The sequence below is a fragment of the Nocardia sp. NBC_01329 genome (assembly GCF_035956715.1).
Classification (GTDB): Bacteria; Actinomycetota; Actinomycetes; order Mycobacteriales; family Mycobacteriaceae; genus Nocardia.
The window spans coordinates 5,968,981-5,990,543 of record NZ_CP108381.1 but is presented as its reverse complement, the minus strand read 5'-3'; the positions used below and the strand labels follow the sequence as shown (position 1 = coordinate 5,990,543).

The following is a 21,563-nucleotide window of genomic DNA, read 5'->3' as shown; positions in this document are numbered from 1 at the left end:
AGGAGCGGGCCACCATTCAGACCTTGTTCGGTTCGCTGGCGCGCAACATGTCCTCGCGCTCGACGACCTTGACCCGCTCGCGGCCCTCGGGCTCACCGAGCGACCGCTCGTGCGCGTCCAGCCGGTACCAGCCGGCCCAGGTGGTGAACGGGATGCCCCGGCTCTCCAGGAACTCGAGCACGGCTTCGGGCTCCGGGCTCTCGGCAGCGACGAAATTCGCGCTGTCGTCCACGAGGCAGGCGACCGTCTCGTTCGCATCACCCTTGGTGTGGCCGATGAGTCCGACCGGCCCACGCTTGATCCAACCGGTCACGTAGGTGCCCGACATATAACGGGCGGCGCCGTCGGCGTTCTCGTCGACCAGGACCCGGCCGGCCTCGTTCGGGATGACACCGGCCTGATCGTCGAAGGGCAGTTCGGAGATGTTCTGGGACAGGTAGCCGACGGCCCGGTAGACCGACTGCACATCCCATTCCTTGAAGGTGCCGGTGCCTTTCACATTGCCGGTGCCGTCGAGCTGGGTGCGCTCGGTGCGCAGGCCCACGACCTTGCCGTCCTCACCCAGGATCTCGGCCGGGGATTCGAAGAAGTGCAGGAACAGCTTGTGCGGGCGATCACCCTGGTCGCGGATGGCCCACTGCTCGAGAGTGTTGGCGACCATATCGACCTGCTTGGAGTGACGGCGCGCGGCCTCGGAGCCCTCGTCGTAGTCGATGTCCTCCGGATCGACGATGACCTCGATCGTCGGGGAATGGTCGAGTTCGCGCAGTTCCAGCGGGGTGAACTTGGCCTGCGCCGGGCCGCGGCGGCCGAATACGTGCACCTCGACGGCCTTGTTGTTCTTGAGGCCCTCGTACACATTCGGCGGAATCTCGGTGGGCAGCAGTTCGTCACCGGTCTTGGCCAGCACGCGCGCCACATCGAGCGCGACATTGCCGACGCCCAGGACCGCGACCTTCTCCGCGTCCAACGGCCAGGTGCGCGGCACGTCCGGATGGCCGTCGTACCAGGACACGAAATCGGCCGCGCCGTAGGAGCCGTCCAGATCGATACCCTGGATCGGCAGCGCCCGGTCGGCGTTGGCCCCGGTGGAGAAGATCACCGCGTCGTAGAAGCGGCGCATATCCGACAGCGTGATGTCGGTGCCGTAGTCGATATTGCCGAGCAGGCGCACCTGCTCCTTGTCCAGCACCTTGTGCAGGGCGGTGACGATTCCCTTGATCCGCGGATGGTCCGGAGCGACGCCGTAGCGGATCAGCCCGAACGGCGCGGGCATCCGCTCGAACAGATCGATCGAGACGTCCGCATCGGATTTCATCAACGCGTCAGCGGCATAGATGCCGGCCGGCCCGGCCCCGACGATCGCGATCCGAAGCGGGCGGTTCGCTTCCTTCTGCTCGGTCATCTGTTACGCGCACCCTTATCGGTCGAAAGAATCACTGGCGTTGTCGTTAGCTTAGGCTAACTTGACGCGCGGTCCGTATGCACCTACATCGCGCCGTTCGCGGGCGGCTGTTCACCGGTCATCCCACGTCCGCGCGGATAACGCTGTGCTGCGATACCCGCCTCTCACTCGATTCTATCGGGGTGCGGGCACGGGCCGATCCGGGGACCAGGGATGATCGTCGGTATGAGCGATGCCGGAGGAGCCGACGAGCAGGCGCCCACCGAATCGGGGGACGGTGAGCCACCGCGCTCGATCACCCCGTTCATCGTGGCCGCGGTGGTCGCGGCCCTGGTACTGGGCGGTGTACTGATCGCCGGACTGGTGGCGCCGGTTGAGAAAAATGTCACAGATTCCGACCGCATCGCCGGAGCGGTCCGCGACTTCGCCCAGACGAGCAGCCGCTACGGGGTGGCGCCGCCGCGCGAGGCGGTATGCCCGGGCTTCGCCCCCGCGCGGTCGCCGCTGGCCGGGCAGCTGAAACCCGACGAAACCGGAAAAGACATCGAGATCACGAGATTCGGCCCCGTCCAGGTCAACGGTGATACGGCGACCATCGAAGTGACCAGCCGCGTCGAGGGCGACGAGAAGACCGCGACCTGGTGGCTGTTCCAGTCCGACGGCGAATGGCGGGTGTGCAACCAACCGGTGGAATGATCCCGCCCGGGAGCGTCAACCAAGGTTTGACACGGCCGGGCCGGGCCGGGTTAATCTCGTGAATTAGGTCATGAGTGCCAGTGTCAAGCCCCGGCTCGCTGGCCGGCAACCCTCCTCCGCGGTGGGGTGCTCCGGGTGACGACCTGGCGCGCATCGATCGGATGCGGCAAGTGCGGATTCGCAGGAGGTGCCACATATGAGTTACGCAGGGGATATCGGTCCGGAGCAGGCATGGGAACTGCTGACCGAGAATCCGGACGCAGTCCTGGTGGACGTGCGGACCGAAGCCGAGTGGAAGTTCGTCGGAGTACCCGATACCAGCGCCATCGCCAAGCCGACACTGCTGGTGGAGTGGGTCGACGGCACCGGCACTCGCAACAGCGGATTCCTCGACCAGCTGCGTAGCGCGCTGACCGACCGTCCCGCCGGCGCACCCGTACTCTTCCTGTGTCGCTCCGGTCAACGTTCGGCCCACGCGGCCGACGCCGCGACCGCGGCCGGTATCGGCCCCTCCTACAACATCAGCGAGGGATTCGAAGGACCGCTGGACGAACTCGGCCACCGCGGTGGCTCCGGCTGGCGGGCCCACGGACTCCCCTGGCGCCAATCGTGATCGGCGGCGGCTCGTTCGAACGCCCGCTACCCGAAGGCGTCGGCCCCGCGACACTGGGCGTGCGCGGCGGCCTGAGCAGGTCGGGCTTCGACGAAACCTCCGAAGCCCTGTACCTGAACTCCGGATTCGTCTACGCCAGCGCCGAAGCGGCCGAAGCCGCGTTCACCGGCGACAACCCGCACTACGTGTACTCCCGCTACGGCAACCCCACCGTCACCACCTTCCAGGAGCGGATGCGCCTACTCGACGGCGCCGAAGCCTGTTTCGCGACCGCCAGCGGTATGGCCGCCGTTTTCGTCGCGCTCGGTGCGCTGCTGAAAGCGGGCGACCGGCTGGTGGCCGCGCGCAGCCTGTTCGGATCCTGCTTCGTCGTATGTAACGAAATCCTGCCGCGCTGGGGCGTGGAGACAGTATTCGTCGACGGTGAAGACCTCGACCAATGGGAAGCCGCCCTGTCCGAACCCACCACCGCGGTGTTCTTCGAAACCCCGGCCAATCCGATGCAGACCCTGGTCGATGTGCGCAAGGTCTGCGAACTCGCCCACGCCGCGGGCGCGAAGGTGGTGCTGGACAATGTGTTCGCCACCCCGTTGCTACAACGCGGATTCGAACTCGGCGCCGACGTGTTGGTCTACTCCGGCACCAAACATATCGACGGCCAGGGCCGGGTCCTGGGCGGCGCGATCCTCGGTACCTCGGAGTACATCGAGGGCCCGGTGAAAACACTGATGCGCCACACCGGACCCGCACTGAGCCCGTTCAACGCCTGGACGCTGCTCAAAGGTCTGGAAACCATGCCGCTGCGCGTCCGGCAGTCCACCGATTCCGCGCTGCGGATCGCCCGCTACCTCGACGAACATCCCGCGGTCGGCTGGGTAAGGTACCCGTTCCTGGAATCGCACCCCCAGTACGCCCTGGCGGCCGAACAGATGAGCGGCGGCGGCACCGTGGTGACCTTCGAACTGAAGGCCGCCGCCGACCACGCCAAGAAACGGGCCTTCGAAGTACTCAACGGGTTGAGGATCGTCGATATCTCCAACAATCTGGGCGACGCCAAAAGCCTCATCACCCATCCGGCGACCACCACCCACCGAGCCATGGGCCCGGAGGGGCGCGCGAGCATCGGCCTGTCGGACGGGGTCGTGCGGATCTCGGTCGGACTCGAGGACATCGAAGACCTGCTCGGCGACCTGGACAACGCGCTCAGCTGATCTGCCCCGCCTGGGAAGGTAGGGCCGTTCCGCCGATCAGGTCGTCTGAGGGGGCGGATCGGAGAATGGGGTGCGTACCCGCCCGACCAGGTCGGCCACCGAGTTCAGGACCATGGTCGGGCGGTAGGGGTAGTGCTCGACCGACATTTTCGTCGAGATACCGGAAGTCACCAGGATGGTGCGCATACCGGCCTCCATTCCGGAGATCACGTCGGTATCCATCCGGTCACCGATCATCACACTGGTCTGTGAGTGGGCATCGATCCGGCGCAGCGCCGAACGCATCATCAGCGGGTTCGGTTTGCCGATGTAGTAGGGATCGCGACCGGTGGCGCGGGTGATCAGAGCGGCCACCGAGCCGGTCGCGGGTAGTACACCGTCGCGGGACGGGCCGGTCGGGTCGGGGTTGGTGGCGATGAACCGCGCACCCCGTTCGACCAGCCGGATCGCGGTGGTGATCGCTTCGAACGAGTAGGTGCGGGTCTCGCCCAGCACCACATAGTCGGGGTCGACCTCCGTCAGCACATAGCCGATCTCGTGCAGCGCGGTGGTCAACCCGGACTCACCGACCACATAGGCCGTCCCGCCCGGCCGCTGTTCGTCGAGGAAACTGGCCGTGGCCAGGGCAGAGGTCCAGATCGAATGTTCAGGGATCTCCAGCCCGGTCTGCCGCAACCGCGCCTGCAGATCGCGTGGAGTGCGAATGGAATTGTTGGTCAGCACCAGGAAAGGGATCTCCTCGGCCCGCAGTTCGGCGAGGAATTCGTCGGCGCCGGGAACCATATGGTCCTCATGTACCAGCACCCCGTCCATATCGGTGAGGTAGGACAGAATCCGGTCGTCTGTGCTCACCCCATCGATTCTGCGCTTCGCGATCCGAGGGATGGGTATGCCGCGCCCGGAATCGAGAACGCGAGCCGAGAACGGGACTACCGGAGACCGCCTACGACGCGTACTTCCGCCCTCGCTCCGGCCGTGCGCGGGCTGCGGGTGGGCTTCGCCCAACTGCGCCTATTAGGGTCGAATCCGGGCCGGAAACGGTCCGACCACAACGCGACAGGAGTGGGCGCAAATGGGTGAGCTGAAGCTCGGGTACAAAGCGTCGGCGGAACAATTCGGACCCCGTGAACTGGTTGAGCTGGCGGTACTGGTCGAGGAACACGGCCTCGACAGCGCGACGGTCAGCGATCATTTCCAGCCGTGGCGGCACAAGGGCGGTCACGCACCGTTCTCCCTGGCCTGGATGGCGGCCGCGGGCGAGCGCACCGAGCGCATCATGCTGGGCACCTCGGTACTCACCCCTACCTTCCGGTACAACCCCGCGGTGATCGCCCAGGCCTTCGCGACCATGGGCTGCCTGTACCCGGGACGGGTGATGCTGGGCGTCGGTACCGGCGAGGCACTGAACGAGATAGCCACCGGGTACTCCGGTGAATGGCCGGAGTTCAAGGAGCGGTTCGCCCGGCTGCGCGAATCGGTCGATCTGATGCGCGCGCTGTGGACCGGCGCCCGCACCGACTTCGACGGCACCTACTACAAGACCGTGGGCGCCTCCATCTACGACGTTCCCGAAGGTGGTATCCCGGTGTACGTCGCTGCCGGTGGCCCCGTGGTGGCCCGCTATGCGGGGCGCGCCGGCGACGGGTTCATCTGCACCTCCGGCAAGGGCATGGACCTATACACCGAGAAACTCATGCCCGCGGTCGCCGAGGGCGCGGCCAAGGTCGACCGCGAAGTGAGCACGATCGACCGGATGATCGAGATCAAGATCTCCTACGACACCGATCCCGAACTGGCACTGGAGAACACCCGCTTCTGGGCCCCGCTCTCACTCACCGCCGAGCAGAAGCACAGCATTACCGATCCGATCGAGATGGAGGAAGCGGCCGACGCGCTGCCCATCGAGCAGATCGCCAAACGCTGGATCGTCGCCAGCGACCCGGACCAGGCAATCGAGCAGATCGAGCCGTATATCGACGCGGGATTGAACCACCTGGTGTTCCATGCCCCCGGGCACGATCAACGCCGGTTCCTGGACCTGTTCCAGCGCGACCTCGCGCCGCGCCTGCGCACACTGGGTTGAGGCGGCCCGGGCCGGTATCCCGTGCGCCGCGGCGTTCACCCGGATCGGCTCAGAGCCGGGTGAACGCCGCCCGATAGGCCCGCGGGGTCAACCCGTGTCGGCGCACGAGGTGCAGGCGCAGCGATTCCGCCGTCCCCAGCCCGGATCGGCGCGCGACTTCGGTGATCGCCAGATCGGTGACCTCGAGCAGTTCGCGGGCCCGGTCCACCCGCTGATACAGCAACCATTGCGACCACGGCAGGCAATCATCGAGCGCTGACAGCCACACCGCCTGCCCAGCCGCACGAGGGTGAGAGTGCGGAAGGGCACAGGTCAGCCGACCGTTCACGGCAGATGAACACAGCTAGGCTCTTGCCATGGCCGAGGTAGCTGCGTCCAGTGTGTACATCGCGTCCCCGGAGGGCGATACCGGGAAATCGACCGTGGCGCTCGGCGTACTGCAGATGTTGTGTGCGACCACCGCGCGGGTGGGGGTGTTCCGGCCGATCACCCGGTCGGCCACCGAACCCGACTACATTCTCGAACTGCTGCTCGAACACAGCACCGTCGATATCGAGTATCAGCAGGCGGTGGGGGTCGGCTATGAGCAGGTGCACGCCGACCCGGATTCTGCGATTTCCGAGATCGTGGAGCGGTACCACGACGTGGCGGCCGTCTGCGATGCCGTGGTGGTCGTGGGCAGCGATTACACCGATGTGGCCAGTCCCAGTGAGTTGCGGTTCAATGCCCGGATCGCGGTGAACCTGGGGGCGCCGGTGCTGCTGGTGGTGCGGGGGGCGCAGCGGTCGGTCGCCGAGGTCGAGCAGCTGGTGGAGTTGTGCACGGCGGAGTTGAAGTCCGAGCACGCGCAGCTCGCGGCGATCATCGCCAATCGCTGTGCGCCGGGGGAACTCGATACGGTGCGGGAAGCGCTCGTACCGTTCGGGGTGCCGTCGTGGAGTCTGCCCGAGGTGCCGTTGCTGATCGCACCCACTATGGCGGAGTTGTGCGAGGCCCTGGACGGCGATATGTACAGCGGCGATCCAGAACTGCTGCACCGGGAGGCGCTGGGCGTGATGGTGGGCGGGATGACCGCTGAGCACATTCTGGAACGGCTGTACGACGGGGCGGTGGTGATCGCGCCGGGCGATCGTTCCGATGTGCTGCTGAGTGTGGCGAATGCCCATGAGGCGGAAAGTTTCCCGTCGCTGGCCGGGATCATCATGAACGGCGGGTTGCTTCCGCATCCGGCGGTCGCGCGACTCATCACAGGACTGAAACCGCGATTACCCATCCTGACCACCGCTCTGGGTACCTACGACACCGCCGGGGTCGCGCATCGCACGCGCGGCCGGATGTCGGCGCACAATCCGCGCAAGGTGGATACGGCCCTGGCGCTGATGGAAACCCATGTCGATGCCGCGGATTTCCTGCGTCGGCTGGAGGTTCCGCTGACCAGTGTGGTGACCCCGCAGATGTTCGAATATCAACTGATCGAACGTGCCCGAACCGACCGGAAGACGATCGTGCTACCCGAGGGCGACGATGACCGGGTGTTGCGCGCGGCGGGGCGGGTATTGCAGCGCAAGATCGCGGATCTGATCATCCTCGGTGACGAGACGGCCATCCGCGCCCGGGCCGCGGAGCTGGGTGTGGAGATCGCCGAGGCGCGGGTGCTCGACCCCCGGACCTCCGAATATCTCGACGAGTTCGCCCGCGAATATGTGGAACTGCGCAAACACAAGGGGATGACGCTGGAGCGAGCGCGGGAAACGGTCGCCGACATCTCGTATTTCGGCACCATGATGGTGCATCGCGGAATCGCCGACGGCATGGTGTCCGGGGCGGCACACACCACCGCGCATACGATCCGGCCGTCGTTCGAGATCATCAAAACCGTTCCCGGGGTGTCGACGGTGTCGAGTGTGTTCCTGATGTGCCTGGCCGATCGGGTGCTGGCCTACGGCGACTGCGCGGTGGTTCCGGATCCGAGTTCCGAACAGCTGGCCGATATCGCCGTCTCCTCGGCCGCGACCGCGACCCGGTTCGGGATCGACGCCCGGGTGGCGATGCTCTCGTATTCGACGGGCGAATCCGGTAGCGGCGCGGATGTGGACAAGGTGCGGGTGGCGACGGGGCTGGTCCGGGAGCGGGCGCCGGAACTGCCAGTCGAGGGCCCGATCCAATACGACGCGGCGATCGAACCCACAGTGGCCGACGCCAAACTTCCCGGTTCCGAAGTGGCCGGGCGGGCGACGGTTTTCGTCTTCCCCGACCTCAATACCGGGAACAACACCTACAAAGCGGTTCAGCGCAGTGCGGGGGCGGTCGCGATCGGGCCGGTGCTGCAGGGTTTGCGCAAACCGGTGAACGACCTGTCCCGCGGCGCACTGGTCACCGATATCGTGAACACGGTGGCCATCACCGCCATTCAAGCGCAGGAGCAGTGACCGCGGCGCGGTCCGGCGAGAAGGAGACGGTGGTGGGCGGCAACCTGGTGCTGGTGGTCAATTCCGGTTCCTCGTCGATCAAGTACCAGCTGCTGGACCCGGATTCGGGCACGATCGCGGCGGCGGGCCTGGTCGAGCGGATCGGCGAGGACGGCGGTGCGATCGAACACACCACCGATGGCCGGACATCGACCGAGCAGGTCGCGATTCCCGACCACACGACCGGGTTGCGGCTGGCGTTCGCGAAATTCGCCGCCACCGGTCACGACCTGACCGCGGCGGGAGTGACCGCGGTCGGGCATCGCGTCGTGCACGGCGGTGAAGTGTTCTACGAGCCCACCCTGGTCGACGACCGGGTGCTGGCGACGATCGATGAACTGTCGGCCTTGGCGCCGCTGCACAATCCGGCGAACGTGCGGGGTATCGAGGCGGTACGCACTCTGCTGCCCGATGTCCCGCAGGTCGCGGTGTTCGATACCGCGTTCTTCCACGGTCTGCCGGATGCCGCGAAAACCTATGCGATCGATGCGCGGGTCGCCGCCGCGCACGGTATCCGCCGCTACGGATTTCACGGCACCTCGCACGAGTACGTATCCGGGCGTGCCGCCGAATTCCTGGGCCGCCCGCCCGAATCTCTCAGCCAGATCGTCTTCCATCTCGGTAACGGCGCCTCGGTCTCGGCGTTGCGCGGCGGGCGGCCGGTGGATACGAGTATGGGGCTGACCCCGCTGGAGGGCCTGGTCATGGGCACTCGCTCCGGCGACCTGGATCCCGGGGTCATCCTCCATCTCATGCGCACCGCACATCTGGATATCAACGGTGTCGATCGCCTGCTCAACCGCGGGTCGGGTCTGCGCGGTCTGGCCGGCGTCAACGATTTCCGGGAGTTGCGGCGGCTCATCGGTGAAGGTGACGCCGCGGCGCGGCTGGCCTACGACGTCTATGTCCACCGCATACGCCACTACCTCGGCGCTTACCTGATCGAACTCGGCGGGGTCGACGTGATCACATTCACGGCCGGAGTGGGCGAGAACAACGCGGATGTGCGTGCCGACGCCCTCGCCGGTCTGTCCCGGTTCGGAATCGCTGTCGACCCGGACCGCAATACTGTGCGGGAGCGCACCGCGCGCCGGATCTCCCCACCGGACGCGAAAGTCGATGTCCTGGTGGTACCGACGAACGAGGAACTAGCCATCGCCCGCGCGGCGGCGGCACTCACCGAAACAACCTGAGCCCGAACAGTTCCGGGGCCCACCCGAGCGGCCGAGGATTCAGTAGCAGGTGAGCGGCTGGAGCGAATCGCCGACCTGCGGCCCCAGTGTCGCGTAGGCCGTCGCGATGGCGGTCACCGCACGCCGCAGTTCGGGTTCCGGGCTGGTGTAGGGAAGCCGCAGGAAACGTTCGAACGCCCCCTGCACGCCGAACCGCGGACCCGCCGCCAACAGCACTCCGTGATTCGGCGCCGTAGCCGCCAGCGCCGTCGAAACCGGGGTCGGCAGTTGCGCCCATACCGACATTCCGCCGACTCCGGGAAGTACGTACCAGCCGGGGAGTTCGTCGGCCATCGCCGCCAGCAGCGCCTCCCGCTGGCTGCGTAGTTGCCCGCGGCGGCGGTCGAGGATCGGGTCCGCGTTCTCCAGCAGGTGTACCGCGGCCAGCTGATCCATCACCGGAGTACCCAGGTCGACGGTCGCACGGATACCGAGCAGCCGGGTGATCAGCGATTCCGAGGTCCGGATCCAGCCGACGCGCAGTCCGCCCCAGAACGATTTGGATGCCGATCCGATGGTGACGACCTCGGATCCTTTCGCGAAAGCCGCTACCGGGGCCACCGGTGCCGCCGTGCCGAGGGACAGATCGGCCATGGATTCATCGATGATCAGCAGCATTCGGGTATCGCGGGCGATGGCGACCAGTTCCGCCCGGGCCGCGTCGTCCATCAGGAATCCGGTGGGGTTGTTGTGGTCGGGTACCAGGTAGGCCAGTGAGGCCGCGGTCTGCCGGGCGGCGCTGCGCAAGCCGTCGAGATCCCAGGCGCTGGCCGGGTCTTCCAGGCGCAGCGGAACCGGAACCGGGCGCGCCCCCACATCCCGGATGGCCTCGATGGCGTTGGGGTAGGTGGGATGGTCGATGAGGACCCGGCCGGCGGTGGTGGCCAGCACGTTGAGCAGCAATCGGAGTCCGTGCTGGGCGCCCAGGGTCACCAGGATCTGGTCGGCACCGGTCGGCAGTCCGCGTTCGGTATAGCGGCGGGCCAGTGCCTCGCGCAACGGCAGAATGCCCACCGGATCCATTCCGTGCGTACCCAGATAGGACGGTATGCCCTGGAGTGCGACCGAGTATGCCTCTGCCATCTCCGGCGGCGCGGTCATCGCGGCGTAGGTCAGGTCCACGGCCGGAGCGGAGCCGTTGGACATGGTGGCCAGGATGCCGCGGGCGGCTCTGGTGCCGTCGTGCGCGATGGCAGGCGGCAGCGCGACGGTGCTGCGGGAGCCCTGTCGGGTGATGAGGTAGCCGTGCTCGCGCAGCAGCGCGTAGGTGGAGGTGACCGTCGTGCGGCTGACGCCGAGGGTGGTGGCCAGATGGCGTTCGCTGGGCAGGGCGATCCCGAGGGGCGCGCGACCGTCGTGGATCAACAGGCGGATCCCCTCGGCCAGCGCGAGATAGGCGGGCCGGGTGGCTTTGCGGGATGCGCCGTCGGTGCCGTCGGAGTTACGCCAGTGCCCGAGATCGCGAGCCAGTCCTGTCGCGCCGATCACTCTTGTCGCCATAAGGTCCAGTATTAGGCGATTGGCTCTTTATCGGCAAGTCCAGTCGGTGGATGCTGTAGACATGACACTCTTTGTGGCACTCGTGGGAGTGGGAACATTCGGCTTCATCGCCTATGACTACATAGTTCACGAATCGCGGATCGCCGAGATGCTGGAACGATACCGACCACTGGCTTCGGTTGCCGACGACTCGGCGAACCGATACGACCTCGAGCGAATGCACCGCGATCTGGAGACCATCCGGCCCTACCGGGAACGGGACGCGGCCTGAACTGTCCGCAGATTCGGGTCCGAGCGTGGCTCAAGGAGACGGGAGAGCAGTCCAGTTGAATAGCTGGACTGCTCGGTCGCTATTTCATCGGGTGGGTGCGGTAGAACTCGCACGCCTCCCCGGCGAGCAGACCGTCCTCGCACGCGAAATAGGTCTGGATACAGGAATTGGTATCGCAACCCAGCCGGGTCAGTTCGTCGCGGACGCGGATACTGCGTTCTTGCGGCGTCTCCGACTGCGGTTCTTGCGGCGTCTCCGACTGCTGCTGCGCGGCGGCCGGGGCCACCGGGACGGCGGTGCCCTCGTTGTCCGAGCAGGCCCCGAGCAGGAGCGTTCCGGCGCACATCGCCGCCAGGGCGGCGAATCGAACAGCGGATCTCGTAGCCATGCGCACCTCCACATCCCCCGGGGTGTTCGACGAGCGGCCAGAGTAACCGATGCCCGGCCCGATGGGTACCGGCTGATTCGCACCGACCTCCCGATCTGCGCTGCCTGCCCTACCCCGCTTCACAAGCCACACCGTCGCCGTCCTCATCGAGCTGCCACGAATAGCCCGGCTGACCGCCCGGCAGTGGAGTAACGGTCTCCCGGCGGGCGTGATCGCAGTTGACCCTCGGCACGGTCGGCGGGCAGCGGATGGGAATCGCCCATATCCCGTTCGTGCGGCGTCGAGCCGGGGCACGAACGGGATATCGACAGGCCGAGGACTACCTGGCACCCGGCCCGAAATGGGCAGGTACGCCGAGTATTCCTGCTGATCGAACGGTTACGAGGCGCCCGAAGGCGGATCGCAGACCTTCCAGCCGCCGTCGGTCTCCTGCAGATCGAAGGTTCGGGTGGTCTGCGGGTCCGCCTCGGTCTGCACGCTCACCTGCGCCAGAGCGGTCCGATCGGTGATCTGGACAGCATCGACGCTGGTCACATCCGGGATGCTGCCGCCTGCGACGGATTGCTGATGTACCGCGGCGAACTGCTCCTCGGACAACCCCTGGTAGTAGTCGTGCAGCCCACCGCAGGTCACATCGCGCAGACCGGCCAGGTCACCGCGCTCCAGCGCCCCGGCGTAATCACCGATCGCCGCGCGGATCCGGCCCTGTGGCGAATCGTCACCGGATCCGACACCGACCACGATCGCGATCAGCGCGATCACGACCGCTGCCGCGGCACCCGCCGCGATCAGCCATTTCCGGTTGTTCGCCGAACCGGCCGGCGCGGCAGCCGGCTCCACCCGTTGCGGTTGCGCGATCTGCCCGGGAGCGCCGAACTGCGGTGACTGCGCAACCCGCTGTTCGGCCACGGTCGGTTTGATATCCGCCGGTGACGGCGCGCTACCGGGACGCTGCGTCCCTGCCTGCGGCCGATCCGGACCGCCGACCGGCCGGGGCGCGCCCTGCGGACTTCCGGCGCCCTGCGGTTGGGGAGCGGGGCCGCTCGGCCGCTGCGGCGCGGGCTGATCCGGACGGCTCGGCGCCTGCGGACCGGGATGTTTCGGCCCCGACTGCGGACGCGGTGTACCGCGCGGTTTCGACAGCGGCCCCGGCGCACCCGAACCCACCCGATCGGTGCGGGCCGGTCTCTGCGGACCGCCGGGCGGTTTGGGCCCTGGGCGAGCGGCCTTGCGCACCTGATTCATATCGATGCGCTCGGTAGCGTTCGGGTCGGGTTTGCGTACCGAGAGGGATTCGGTCGGCGCCTCCTCCGGACGCTGTGCTTTCGGTATCACGACGGTTTTCGCTTCGGCGGGTACTTCCAATTCGACCGTGGCGTCCGTAGCCGCCGGGCCGACTGTCTGCGCCGCGTCCGATGCTTTCTCGGTGGACTCGGATTCCGCCGCTTCCGCGGCGGCGTCACCCGGCCCGGACTCCCCTTCGGTGTCCTCGGTGCCCTGCTCGGATCCGCGCACGGCGGATTCGGCGGTGACGTCGTCCCCGGCCCCTACCGCCGCGGTTCCGGCACCGGCCTCCTCGGCATCGCCGGGCGGGTCGGCGTTCTCGGTAACCGCTTCGTTCTCGGTGACCGCTTCGGAAGTCGCAGTCGTATCGGCTTCCGGTTCGTCACTCCGGTCGGCCGTTTCCGCGGCCGCCGCACCTGCGACGGCGGGCTCGGCGGCCCGCTCTTCGGTGGTCTTCTCGTCGCGGGACCCGGTGCCGGTGTCACCGGAATCGGCTTTCGTGCCCGATGCCTCGGAATCTTCCGCGGAAACCGGTGCCGTACCGGAAGATCCGGATGCCGCGTCCTGCTCGCTGAGCACCGCGGAAACGTCGGCAGTCCCTTCCCCGGGCGAACCGTCACCGGTCTGTCCGGAACCGCTGCCGGGCGGACTGTCGGCGTCGGTCTGTTCGGCGTCCGTCTGTTCGGCGTCCGTCTGTTCTGCGCCGGCACCGGTGGGTGACGCTTCCGCTTCGGCGGTTTCCGCTGCGGGTGAATCGTCACCGGTGGTGGTTACCGCCGCCGTTTCATCCGATTCCTCAGTGCTCACCGGGGTGTCCTCGCCGGACTCCGCGTCCCGATCTGGTTCCACCGCGTCCGCCCGCTCACCGCCCGGCTCCTTCGACGCGTGCACGAGCGCCTCGGCCGGTGTATCGCCGCCCTCGCCCGGCTCGGCGGCGGCCCCCGCTCCGTTATCGGGAGCCTCCGTCGCGGCCGGGTCGCCCGCCGCATCCGCTGCCCGCGACGGCTGCGATCCGGCGTCGGCCGGCTCCGGCTTCTCCGCGGCGGGAGAACTCACGCGGGAGTCGCTTCCGGCGGATGCGCCGGAGTCGGAGCGGATCGGTTCCTTGTCGTCGGTCGGGTGCGACACCTATACCCCTCGTTGCTGGCGAACAGAATGTGATGTAGATGGCCAGCCTATCGAGCAATCCCCATACCCGTGCACAATGAAGCCCATGACCTCGTTCGGTGATCTGCTCGGACCGCAACCGGTACTCCTTCCTGAACTACACGAGGCGGAGGACGCGCTCGACGCCGGCACCGACCCGGTGCGGGTGGCGGCCGACAATCCCGCCGCCTCGATCGCCTGGGCGGCCCTGGCCGAAGCCGCGTTGGACCGGGCCGCCGACGCCACGGAACCGATCAACCACGATGTCGTGGCCGCCTACGCGTTCGCCCGCACCGGCTATCACCGTGGCCTCGATCTGCTGCGCCGCAACGGCTGGAAGGGTTTCGGCCCGGTCCCGTGGGAGCACGAGCCCAACCGGGGCTTCCTACGCAGTGTGGCGGCGCTGGCCCGGGCCGCGAAAGCCGTCGGTGAATCCGACGAATACGCGCGCTGCCTGGACCTGCTCGAGGACTGTGATCCGCGGGCAGCCGGCGAACTCGGCCTGGGCTGAACGAAACAGCGGCATTGATCGACCCGAATTCCCGAGTGGCCCGAGCCCGGACCAGGGGCGTCGACCGGATGCGGCGATCCTGGAAAAGGCTCCGGCTCTCGGCGATCCCGATTCTGCAGTGCTCGCTGGCGGCGGCGCTGGCCTGGTTCCTGGCCAAGGACGTGGTCGGCCACTCGCTACCGTTCTTCGCCCCGACCGCCGCGGTGGTGTCCATCGGAACCGCGTTCGGGGCGCGGCTGCGCCGATCGCTGGAACTGGTGGTCGGGGTCGCCGTCGGCATCGGCGTCGGCGACCTGTTCATCTCCCAGGTGGGGACCGGGGCCTGGCAGATCGCTCTGGTGGTGGCCATCGCCATGGCTCTGGCGGTGTTCCTCGACGGCGGCGCCATCATCGGTATCCAAGCGTCGGGTTCGGCCGTACTGGTGGCCACGCTCATGCCACCGGATACCGGCGGCGGCCCGTCGCGGATGGTGGACGCGCTGATCGGCGGCCTGGTCGGGGTGGTGGTCGTCGCCGCGCTGCCGTTGCATCCGGTGCGGCGCGCCCGGGAGCAGGCGGCAGCGATTCTGGGTGTGATGGCGAAATCGCTCAACGACGGCGCCCACGGCCTGCTCGAACAGGACCCGAGCAAGTTGCACACCGCGCTCACCGCGGTCCGGGCCACCCAAGCGCAGCTGGATTCGCTGCGCAAATCGCTCGAGGGCGGGCGCGAGGTGAGCCGCATATCGCCGCTGTACTGGAACTCCCGTGGCCGGCTGGAGCGTTTGCGCGCCGCCGCCGATCCGTTGGACAACGCGGTCCGCAACATCCGGGTGCTGCTGCGTCGTTCGCTGACCCTGGTGCGCGATGACGAGATCCTCGATCCGGGCGTGATCGAGGAAGTGGAGCAACTGGCCGCGGCCGTGGATGTGGTCCGGCGCATGCTGCTGGCCGACCCCGGCGAACAACCCGACCGCGCCGAAGCCGCCCGGGTGTTGCGGTCGGTGGCCAAACAGGCCCACCCCGAGCTGGTTGCGGGGGCCGGTCTGTCGGCGCATGTAGTCTTCGCCCAGATCCGATCCACGCTGGTAGACCTGTTACAGGTCTGCGGGGTGCAACGCGTATCGGCCCTGGCCCTGCTGCCGCCGACGGTACCCAATCCCTATGTGACACCGAAGAATTGACCATTCGACCCGCTCACCGTACGGCGACCGGGGCACGAATGTTCGCCACCCGGTTGCCGGCGCTGTCGGTCACGGCGGATTCGAGTTCCACAGCACAGATCGTCCGGCCGAGGCAGGTATTCGAGTAACGGTTTACCTGTGCCACAGCGCTCGAACTCCACTAATGTGAAACATGACCGAACCGGCTCACGGCCGGTTCGGTCGGCCCCCTCCCGTGCGCCGCGTCGCCGACGACGGCGCGAGAGCGCCGTAAGTTTCGGATACCTGGACGCCGGCCCGGGCGGGGAATCCGGGCCCGTCCGGCCGGCGCCGCGCCGGGCGGGCCCTCTCAGATCGGTACGCCCTACCGGTTCGGCGGGCCCAGCGATGCGCGGCCTACGCCCAGAACCTGGTCAGATATCCGCCGTAGCGCGACCACTGTTCCGAAACCCCGGAAAGGTCGTAGAGCGCGTACACGACATCGAAGAAGATCTGATTGATCGACGGCGTGAACAGCAGAGCGAACAGGATGAGCATGCCGAAGGGTTTGAACTGTTCCAGACCACGCCGGGTCCGGTAACTCAGCGACGGCTCCACCACCCCGTAACCGTCCAGTCCGGGTATCGGCAGCAGATTCAGCAGTGTCGCGGTCACCTGCAGGAACGCCAGGAAGCTGAGGCCGAACCAGAATGCCGGGTGCTCGGTCGCGCTGCCGAACAAACGCACCACCGAAAGCAGCACGACCGCACAAGCCGCGTTCACCGCCGGGCCCGCCACACTGATCAACCGTTGCGTCCGCGCCGATACCTGATGAGTGTGCACATAGACCGCGCCGCCCGGCAGTCCGATCCCGCCGAGTGCGATGAAAACCATCGGCAACACGATCGACAGCAGCGGATGGCTGTACTTGAGCGGATTCAAGGTCAGGTACCCGCGTAACTCCACCTCGCGGTCCCCGGCCCGCCAGGCGAGATAGGCGTGCGCGAACTCGTGCAGGCACAGGGTCACCACCCAGCCGAACACCACCAGCACGAAAACACCGGCTTTGGCCGTGACAGAGTCCAGCTCCGCGCCCCAGGCCAGCACCCCGCCGGCGACCGCGATGGCCAGCACGAGCAGGAACACCGGACTCGGCCGTACCGCGCCGCGCCGCAGCGCCGGCACACCGCGGGTCACAACCGGCCACCGATACTCGACGCGACCATGCCGGACGGCGATCGCATCAGCGGACCAGCAGCCAGGGTTCGTGGTGCCGGTAGAAGGTCGAACGCGGTACCACGCGGCCGCTCTGCACACCGTCGCGGTTGATCACCGCACCCGGTGTACCGAGCTGCGCCGCACGGCCCGCTGTCCAACGGCGACGGCGGAAACGACGTGGATAGCTCGCCCGGACCCCCGGCAACTCCAGGGTGGGGGTCACGAACATGGCACGGACCGAGCCGGAGAACAGCCGGGTGTCGTCGACATAGGCCTCGCCGGTGAGCTGTGCGCCGTCCGGGCCGGTGATCTTGGCGCGTCCCACCAGGACCGTCCCGGTGTCGTCGCGCACCAGCGGGGTTTCCGTGGCGGAACCCTCCAGCGCCAGCTTGGCCGCGTCGTTCCCGGTCGGCAGGCCGTAGGCCTGCGCACCGTAGGTGCGGTCCAGCGGTACGTACCCGACCTCCACGTGCAACCGTTCGGTCCGCATCAGATGGGTGAGCACAGCGGCCAGGGCCGCGTCGCCGCCGAGAACGATCAGACGCGGCAAGCTGTCCGCCGCCAGAACCGGAAGGATCTCGTCGATCAGCCCGGAGCTCGGTATCGCCTCGGTCTGCGCGGTCGGTTGCGCGGCCAGAGCAATGGGTACCGGCGCGTCGGCACAGCGGAGAACCTGGGTACTCAAACGCCCAACACCCTCCCTCGGACCGGCTTCCCACCGAGTGTAAAGGGTGCCCCTCGGCGACCCGCGCGACGGCCCGTCCGCAGCGACCGTTCCCCGGCCGCCGGACGGGCTCGGCTAGACTGTGCTCCCGGCTTCCTCCGCATTACGGCAGGTAGCTGCAGCACGAAGTGCGTGTTGCGCGTCGAAACCGTAGGAGACACGACCATGCCGGCAATCGTCCTCATCGGCGCCCAGTGGGGTGACGAGGGCAAGGGCAAAGCCACCGACCTACTCGGCGGCCGCGTGCAGTGGGTGGTGCGGTACCAGGGCGGTAACAACGCCGGTCATACCGTGGTGCTGCCCAACGGCGACAATTTCGCACTACACCTCATTCCGTCCGGCATCCTGACCCCCGGCGTGAAGAATGTCATCGGCAACGGTGTGGTCGTCGACCCCGGTGTGCTGCTCGACGAGCTCGCCGGCCTGGAGGATCGGGGTGTCGACACCTCGGGCCTGCTGCTGTCCGCCGACGCGCATCTGATCATGCCTTACCACGTGGCCATCGATAAGGTCACCGAGCGGTTCCTCGGTAACAACAAGATCGGCACCACCGGCCGCGGTATCGGCCCCTGCTACCAGGACAAGGTCGCGCGAGTCGGCGTGCGGGTCGCTGATGTGCTCGACGAGAAGATCCTCACCCAGAAGGTGGAGGCGGCGCTCGAATTCAAGAACCAGGTGCTGGTCAAGATCTACAACCGGCGCGCCTTGGACCCTCAGCAGGTGGTCGAGGAGGTGCTGAGCCAGGCCGAGAAGTTCGCGCACCGCATCAGCGATACCCGGCTGGAACTGAACCTGGCCCTCGAACGCGACGAGACCGTCCTGCTCGAGGGGTCGCAGGGCACGCTGCTCGACGTGGACCACGGCACCTATCCGTATGTCACCTCGTCGAATCCGACCGCCGGTGGCGCCGCGGTCGGCGCGGGTGTCGGGCCAAACCAGATCGGCACCGTGCTGGGCATCCTGAAGTGCTACACCACCCGCGTCGGCTCGGGCCCGTTCCCGACCGAACTGTTCGACGAATCAGGCGCCTATCTGGCCAAGACGGGCGGGGAGGTCGGCGTCACCACCGGGCGGGCCCGGCGTTGCGGCTGGTTCGACGCGGTCATCGCCCGCTATGCCACCCGGGTCAACGGCATCACCGACTACTTCCTCACCAAACTCGACGTGCTCTCCAGCCTCGATCGGGTGCCGATCTGCGTGGCCTACGAGGTGGACGGCGAACGGGTCGAGCAGATGCCGACCACGCAGACCGGGTTCCACCATGCCAAGCCGATCTTCGAGGAGATGCCCGGCTGGTGGGAGGATATCTCCGGCGCGCGTACTTTCGAGGAGCTGCCGGCCAATGCCCGGGCCTATGTGCTCCGGCTCGAGGAATTGTCGGGCGCCCGGATCTCCTGTATCGGAGTGGGCCCGGGTCGCGACGAGACCATCGTCCGCCACGACATCCTCGGCTGAGGTATCAGCGCATCTTCGGAGATCTCAGCGGACGGCCTGGAAGCCCAGCACAGTGCCGCCGATCCGGATCGAATCACCGTCGGCGAGCAGCGCGGAATCGATCGGCTGCTCGTTGACGAAGACACCGTTCGCCGAATCCAGGTCCTCGAGCAGCAGTCCGGCCCGGCCCAGTTTGATCTGGGCGTGATAGCGGCTGGCCTTCGGATCGTCGAGAATCAGATCGTTGTCGGTCATCCGGCCGATCCGGAAACCACCGTGGGCGATTATCACCGTCCGCCCGTCCGGTAGCCGGAGCCGGCCGCTGCGCACCGTCCGCGGCACCTCGGTGACCGTATCGGTCATCGCCGCGGCCATCTGCTCGACGCTTTTCATCTCGACGGTGCTCAGCGGCTCCTGACGCAGGACCCGCCGCTCCAGTTCGACCAGGGCCGGGCCGGGGTCGATACCGAGTTCGGCGGCGAGTACCGTGCGCACCCGCCGGCACGCCTCCAACGCGTCGGCATGCCGTTCGGACAGATACAGCGCGGTGATGAGCTGCCCCCACAGCGGTTCTCGCAGCGGATGCTCGTTGGTGAGTGCGACCAGTTCACCGATCACGGCGGTTGCCCGGCCGCAGGCGATCTCCGCGTCGAACCGCGCCGAAACCGCCAGCAGCCGCTCTTCCTCCATCGCGGTGGCGAAGCTGTCGGCGAAGCCGAGTCCGGTGAGGTCGGACAGCGCCCGCCCGTTCCATTCGCGCAGGGCGGTGCTGAACAACCGGGAAGCGGACGCGTGATCGCCGGCGCCCGCGGCTCGGGTGCCGGCGTCCCGGGCAGCTTCGAACCGGCCCAGGTCACACGCGTCGTCGGCGATCTCGAGTCGATATCCCGAGGATTCCGTGCGCAGCACACCCGCTGGGTCGACGCCGGAATTACGGAGCGCCTTGCGGGTATTCGAGACGAATACCTGCAGGCTGGCCGCGTACGCGTCCGGCGGCTCCTCGTTCCAGACCATATCGGCCAAGGTCGACGAGGACACCGCCCGGCGGCGGTTCACCGCGAGCGCCGCCAGCAGCGCCCGCGGTTTGGGCCCACCGACCGGCACCGGCTCACCGCCGACCAGTAACCGGACGGGCCCCAGCACACGGAGATCGAGAATCATCCGGCTACGAGCGGCGAGAAGGGATCAGGCACTGATGGAGCGGCCCGCGGAGCGCAGGTCGTCGCACGCCTGCACCACCCGCTGGGCCATCGACAGCTCGGCCTTCTTCAGGTAGCTGCGCGGATCGTAGGTCTTCTTGTTGCCGACCTCGCCGTCGATCTTCAGCACCCCGTCGTAATTGCTGAACATATGAGCGGCGATGGGCCGGGTGAAGGCGTACTGGGTATCGGTGTCGACGTTCATCTTCACCACGCCGTAGCGCAGCGAATCGTCGATCTCCGATTTCAGCGAGCCGGAACCGCCGTGGAATACGAAATCGAACGGCTGCGCGTCGTTGGCCAGGCCCAGTTTGGCGGCGGCGACCCGCTGCCCCTCGGCCAGTACCTCGGGCTTGAGGACCACATTGCCCGGCTTGTACACACCGTGCACATTGCCGAAGGTGGCGGCGAGCAGGTACTTGCCCTTCTCACCGGAACCGAGCGCGTCGATGGTCTTCTCGAAATCGGCGGGCGAGGTGTAGAGCTTCTCGTTGATCTCGGCCTCGACACCGTCCTCTTCACCACCGACCACGCCGATTTCGACCTCGAGGATGATCCTGGCCGCCGCGGCGGCGGAGAGCAGTTCCTGCGCGATCGAGAGATTCTCGTCGATCGGAACCGCCGAACCGTCCCACATATGCGACTGGAACAGCGGATTCTGTCCCGCGTCCACACGCTCCTGCGAGATGGCCAGCAGCGGCCGGACGAACCCGTCGAGCTTGTCCTTGGGGCAGTGGTCGGTGTGCAGCGCGATGGTGACGTCGTACTTCGCGGCCACCACATGGGCGAATTCGGCCAGCGCGACCGAACCGGTGACCATATCCTTCACACCCTGGCCGGAACCGAATTCCGCGCCACCGGTGGAGAACTGGATGATCCCGTCACTGCCCGCCTCGGCGAAACCCTCGATCGCCGCGTTAATCGTCTCCGATGATGTGCAGTTGATGGCCGGGAAGGCGAAAGAGTTCGCCTTGGCCTGACCGAGCATCTCGGCGTAGACCTCCGGAGTCGCGATCGGCACTGTGAAGACCTCCGTGTTGTGCGGCAGACGTGGGATTG

Annotated in this window: 21 protein-coding genes and 1 riboswitch; of the genes, 10 read left to right on the top strand and 11 right to left on the bottom strand. The window is 67.3% G+C overall.

Features of this window, described 5'->3' with window-relative positions:
• Window positions 1-16: 16 nt before the first annotated feature.
• Complete coding sequence (locus OG405_RS27180; RefSeq protein WP_327149245.1) at window positions 17-1,405, bottom strand: FAD-dependent oxidoreductase; 1,389 nt, start codon at window positions 1,403-1,405, stop codon at window positions 17-19.
• A 225-nt stretch (window positions 1,406-1,630) separates the two neighbouring features.
• On the opposite strand from OG405_RS27180, the gene OG405_RS27175 reads away from it, so the two are divergent.
• The 3 genes from OG405_RS27175 (at window position 1,631) to OG405_RS27165 (ending at window position 3,925) form a co-directional block, all read left to right on the top strand.
• Window positions 1,631-2,101 carry an Rv0361 family membrane protein gene (locus OG405_RS27175; RefSeq protein WP_327149244.1) on the top strand — a complete coding sequence of 157 codons (471 nt, stop codon included), beginning with the start codon at window positions 1,631-1,633 and terminating at the stop codon, window positions 2,099-2,101.
• Between the two features lie 66 nt (window positions 2,102-2,167).
• A riboswitch (SAM riboswitch) is annotated at window positions 2,168-2,280 on the top strand.
• Window positions 2,281-2,297: 17 nt separating this feature from the next.
• On the top strand, window positions 2,298-2,714 hold the full coding sequence (locus OG405_RS27170; protein ID WP_327149243.1) for a rhodanese-like domain-containing protein: 417 nt from the start codon (window positions 2,298-2,300) through the stop codon (window positions 2,712-2,714).
• Window positions 2,711-3,925 (top strand): O-succinylhomoserine sulfhydrylase, encoded by a 1,215-nt coding sequence (locus OG405_RS27165; RefSeq protein WP_327149242.1) that lies wholly within the window; start codon window positions 2,711-2,713, stop codon window positions 3,923-3,925. The genes OG405_RS27170 and OG405_RS27165 overlap by 4 nt, the downstream gene beginning before the upstream one ends.
• Before the next feature lie 36 nt (window positions 3,926-3,961).
• On the opposite strand, the gene OG405_RS27160 is transcribed toward OG405_RS27165, so the two are convergent.
• Window positions 3,962-4,738 carry an HAD-IIA family hydrolase gene (locus OG405_RS27160; protein WP_327152547.1) on the bottom strand — a complete coding sequence of 259 codons (777 nt, stop codon included), beginning with the start codon at window positions 4,736-4,738 and terminating at the stop codon, window positions 3,962-3,964.
• 259 nt (window positions 4,739-4,997) lie between these two features.
• On the opposite strand from OG405_RS27160, the gene fgd reads away from it, so the two are divergent.
• Window positions 4,998-6,008 carry a glucose-6-phosphate dehydrogenase (coenzyme-F420) gene (gene fgd, locus OG405_RS27155; protein ID WP_327149241.1) on the top strand — a complete coding sequence of 337 codons (1,011 nt, stop codon included), beginning with the start codon at window positions 4,998-5,000 and terminating at the stop codon, window positions 6,006-6,008.
• Between the two features lie 49 nt (window positions 6,009-6,057).
• Here the strand turns inward: fgd and OG405_RS27150 are convergent, their stop codons facing one another.
• Window positions 6,058-6,276, bottom strand: a complete 219-nt coding sequence (locus OG405_RS27150) for a helix-turn-helix domain-containing protein (protein WP_327149240.1) — start codon at window positions 6,274-6,276, stop codon at window positions 6,058-6,060.
• A gap of 88 nt (window positions 6,277-6,364) precedes the next feature.
• Here OG405_RS27150 and pta point away from each other — a divergent pair, with 88 nt between their 5' ends.
• Window positions 6,365-8,437: a phosphate acetyltransferase gene (gene pta, locus OG405_RS27145; protein ID WP_327149239.1), complete on the top strand. Its 2,073-nt coding sequence runs from the start codon at window positions 6,365-6,367 to the stop codon at window positions 8,435-8,437.
• On the top strand, window positions 8,434-9,669 hold the full coding sequence (locus OG405_RS27140) for an acetate/propionate family kinase (RefSeq protein ID WP_327149238.1): 1,236 nt from the start codon (window positions 8,434-8,436) through the stop codon (window positions 9,667-9,669). The genes pta and OG405_RS27140 overlap by 4 nt, the downstream gene beginning before the upstream one ends.
• 39 nt (window positions 9,670-9,708) lie before the next feature.
• Here the strand turns inward: OG405_RS27140 and yczR are convergent, their stop codons facing one another.
• Complete coding sequence (gene yczR / locus OG405_RS27135; protein WP_327149237.1) at window positions 9,709-11,208, bottom strand: MocR-like transcription factor YczR; 1,500 nt, start codon at window positions 11,206-11,208, stop codon at window positions 9,709-9,711.
• 61 nt (window positions 11,209-11,269) lie between these two features.
• On the opposite strand from yczR, the gene OG405_RS27130 reads away from it, so the two are divergent.
• Complete coding sequence (locus OG405_RS27130; protein ID WP_327149236.1) at window positions 11,270-11,479, top strand: hypothetical protein; 210 nt, start codon at window positions 11,270-11,272, stop codon at window positions 11,477-11,479.
• A gap of 79 nt (window positions 11,480-11,558) precedes the next feature.
• Here the strand turns inward: OG405_RS27130 and OG405_RS27125 are convergent, their stop codons facing one another.
• From OG405_RS27125 to OG405_RS27120, 3 genes are all read right to left on the bottom strand, one after another.
• The gene (locus OG405_RS27125) at window positions 11,559-11,867 is read right to left on the bottom strand and encodes a hypothetical protein (protein ID WP_327149235.1); all 309 of its coding nucleotides are present in this window, start codon (window positions 11,865-11,867) and stop codon (window positions 11,559-11,561) included.
• 109 nt (window positions 11,868-11,976) lie between these two features.
• The gene (locus OG405_RS29310) at window positions 11,977-12,099 is read right to left on the bottom strand and encodes an excalibur calcium-binding domain-containing protein (RefSeq protein ID WP_442790621.1); all 123 of its coding nucleotides are present in this window, start codon (window positions 12,097-12,099) and stop codon (window positions 11,977-11,979) included.
• A gap of 146 nt (window positions 12,100-12,245) precedes the next feature.
• Complete coding sequence (locus OG405_RS27120) at window positions 12,246-14,279, bottom strand: Rv0361 family membrane protein (protein WP_327149234.1); 2,034 nt, start codon at window positions 14,277-14,279, stop codon at window positions 12,246-12,248.
• Between the two features lie 85 nt (window positions 14,280-14,364).
• Between OG405_RS27120 and OG405_RS27115 the strand changes: the two genes are divergently transcribed.
• Both OG405_RS27115 and OG405_RS27110 read left to right on the top strand, forming a co-directional pair.
• Window positions 14,365-14,808 (top strand): DUF3151 domain-containing protein, encoded by a 444-nt coding sequence (locus tag OG405_RS27115; protein ID WP_327149233.1) that lies wholly within the window; start codon window positions 14,365-14,367, stop codon window positions 14,806-14,808.
• A gap of 68 nt (window positions 14,809-14,876) precedes the next feature.
• A complete protein-coding gene (locus OG405_RS27110; RefSeq protein WP_327152546.1) occupies window positions 14,877-15,971 on the top strand; it encodes an FUSC family protein in 1,095 nt (364 codons plus the stop codon).
• A 375-nt stretch (window positions 15,972-16,346) separates the two neighbouring features.
• On the opposite strand, the gene OG405_RS27105 is transcribed toward OG405_RS27110, so the two are convergent.
• Together OG405_RS27105 and OG405_RS27100 are read right to left on the bottom strand one after the other, a co-directional pair.
• Window positions 16,347-17,126, bottom strand: coding sequence for a site-2 protease family protein (locus tag OG405_RS27105; RefSeq protein ID WP_327149232.1), 780 nt, complete (start codon window positions 17,124-17,126; stop codon window positions 16,347-16,349).
• Between the two features lie 46 nt (window positions 17,127-17,172).
• A complete protein-coding gene (locus OG405_RS27100) occupies window positions 17,173-17,832 on the bottom strand; it encodes a hypothetical protein (protein ID WP_327149231.1) in 660 nt (219 codons plus the stop codon).
• Window positions 17,833-18,036: 204 nt separating this feature from the next.
• Between OG405_RS27100 and OG405_RS27095 the strand changes: the two genes are divergently transcribed.
• Window positions 18,037-19,326: an adenylosuccinate synthase gene (locus tag OG405_RS27095; RefSeq protein WP_327149230.1), complete on the top strand. Its 1,290-nt coding sequence runs from the start codon at window positions 18,037-18,039 to the stop codon at window positions 19,324-19,326.
• A 24-nt stretch (window positions 19,327-19,350) separates the two neighbouring features.
• Here the strand turns inward: OG405_RS27095 and OG405_RS27090 are convergent, their stop codons facing one another.
• Both OG405_RS27090 and fbaA read right to left on the bottom strand, forming a co-directional pair.
• The gene (locus tag OG405_RS27090) at window positions 19,351-20,466 is read right to left on the bottom strand and encodes a BTAD domain-containing putative transcriptional regulator (protein WP_327149229.1); all 1,116 of its coding nucleotides are present in this window, start codon (window positions 20,464-20,466) and stop codon (window positions 19,351-19,353) included.
• A gap of 24 nt (window positions 20,467-20,490) precedes the next feature.
• Window positions 20,491-21,525 carry a class II fructose-bisphosphate aldolase gene (fbaA, locus tag OG405_RS27085; RefSeq protein ID WP_327152545.1) on the bottom strand — a complete coding sequence of 345 codons (1,035 nt, stop codon included), beginning with the start codon at window positions 21,523-21,525 and terminating at the stop codon, window positions 20,491-20,493.
• Between the last annotated feature and the right edge of the window lie 38 nt (window positions 21,526-21,563).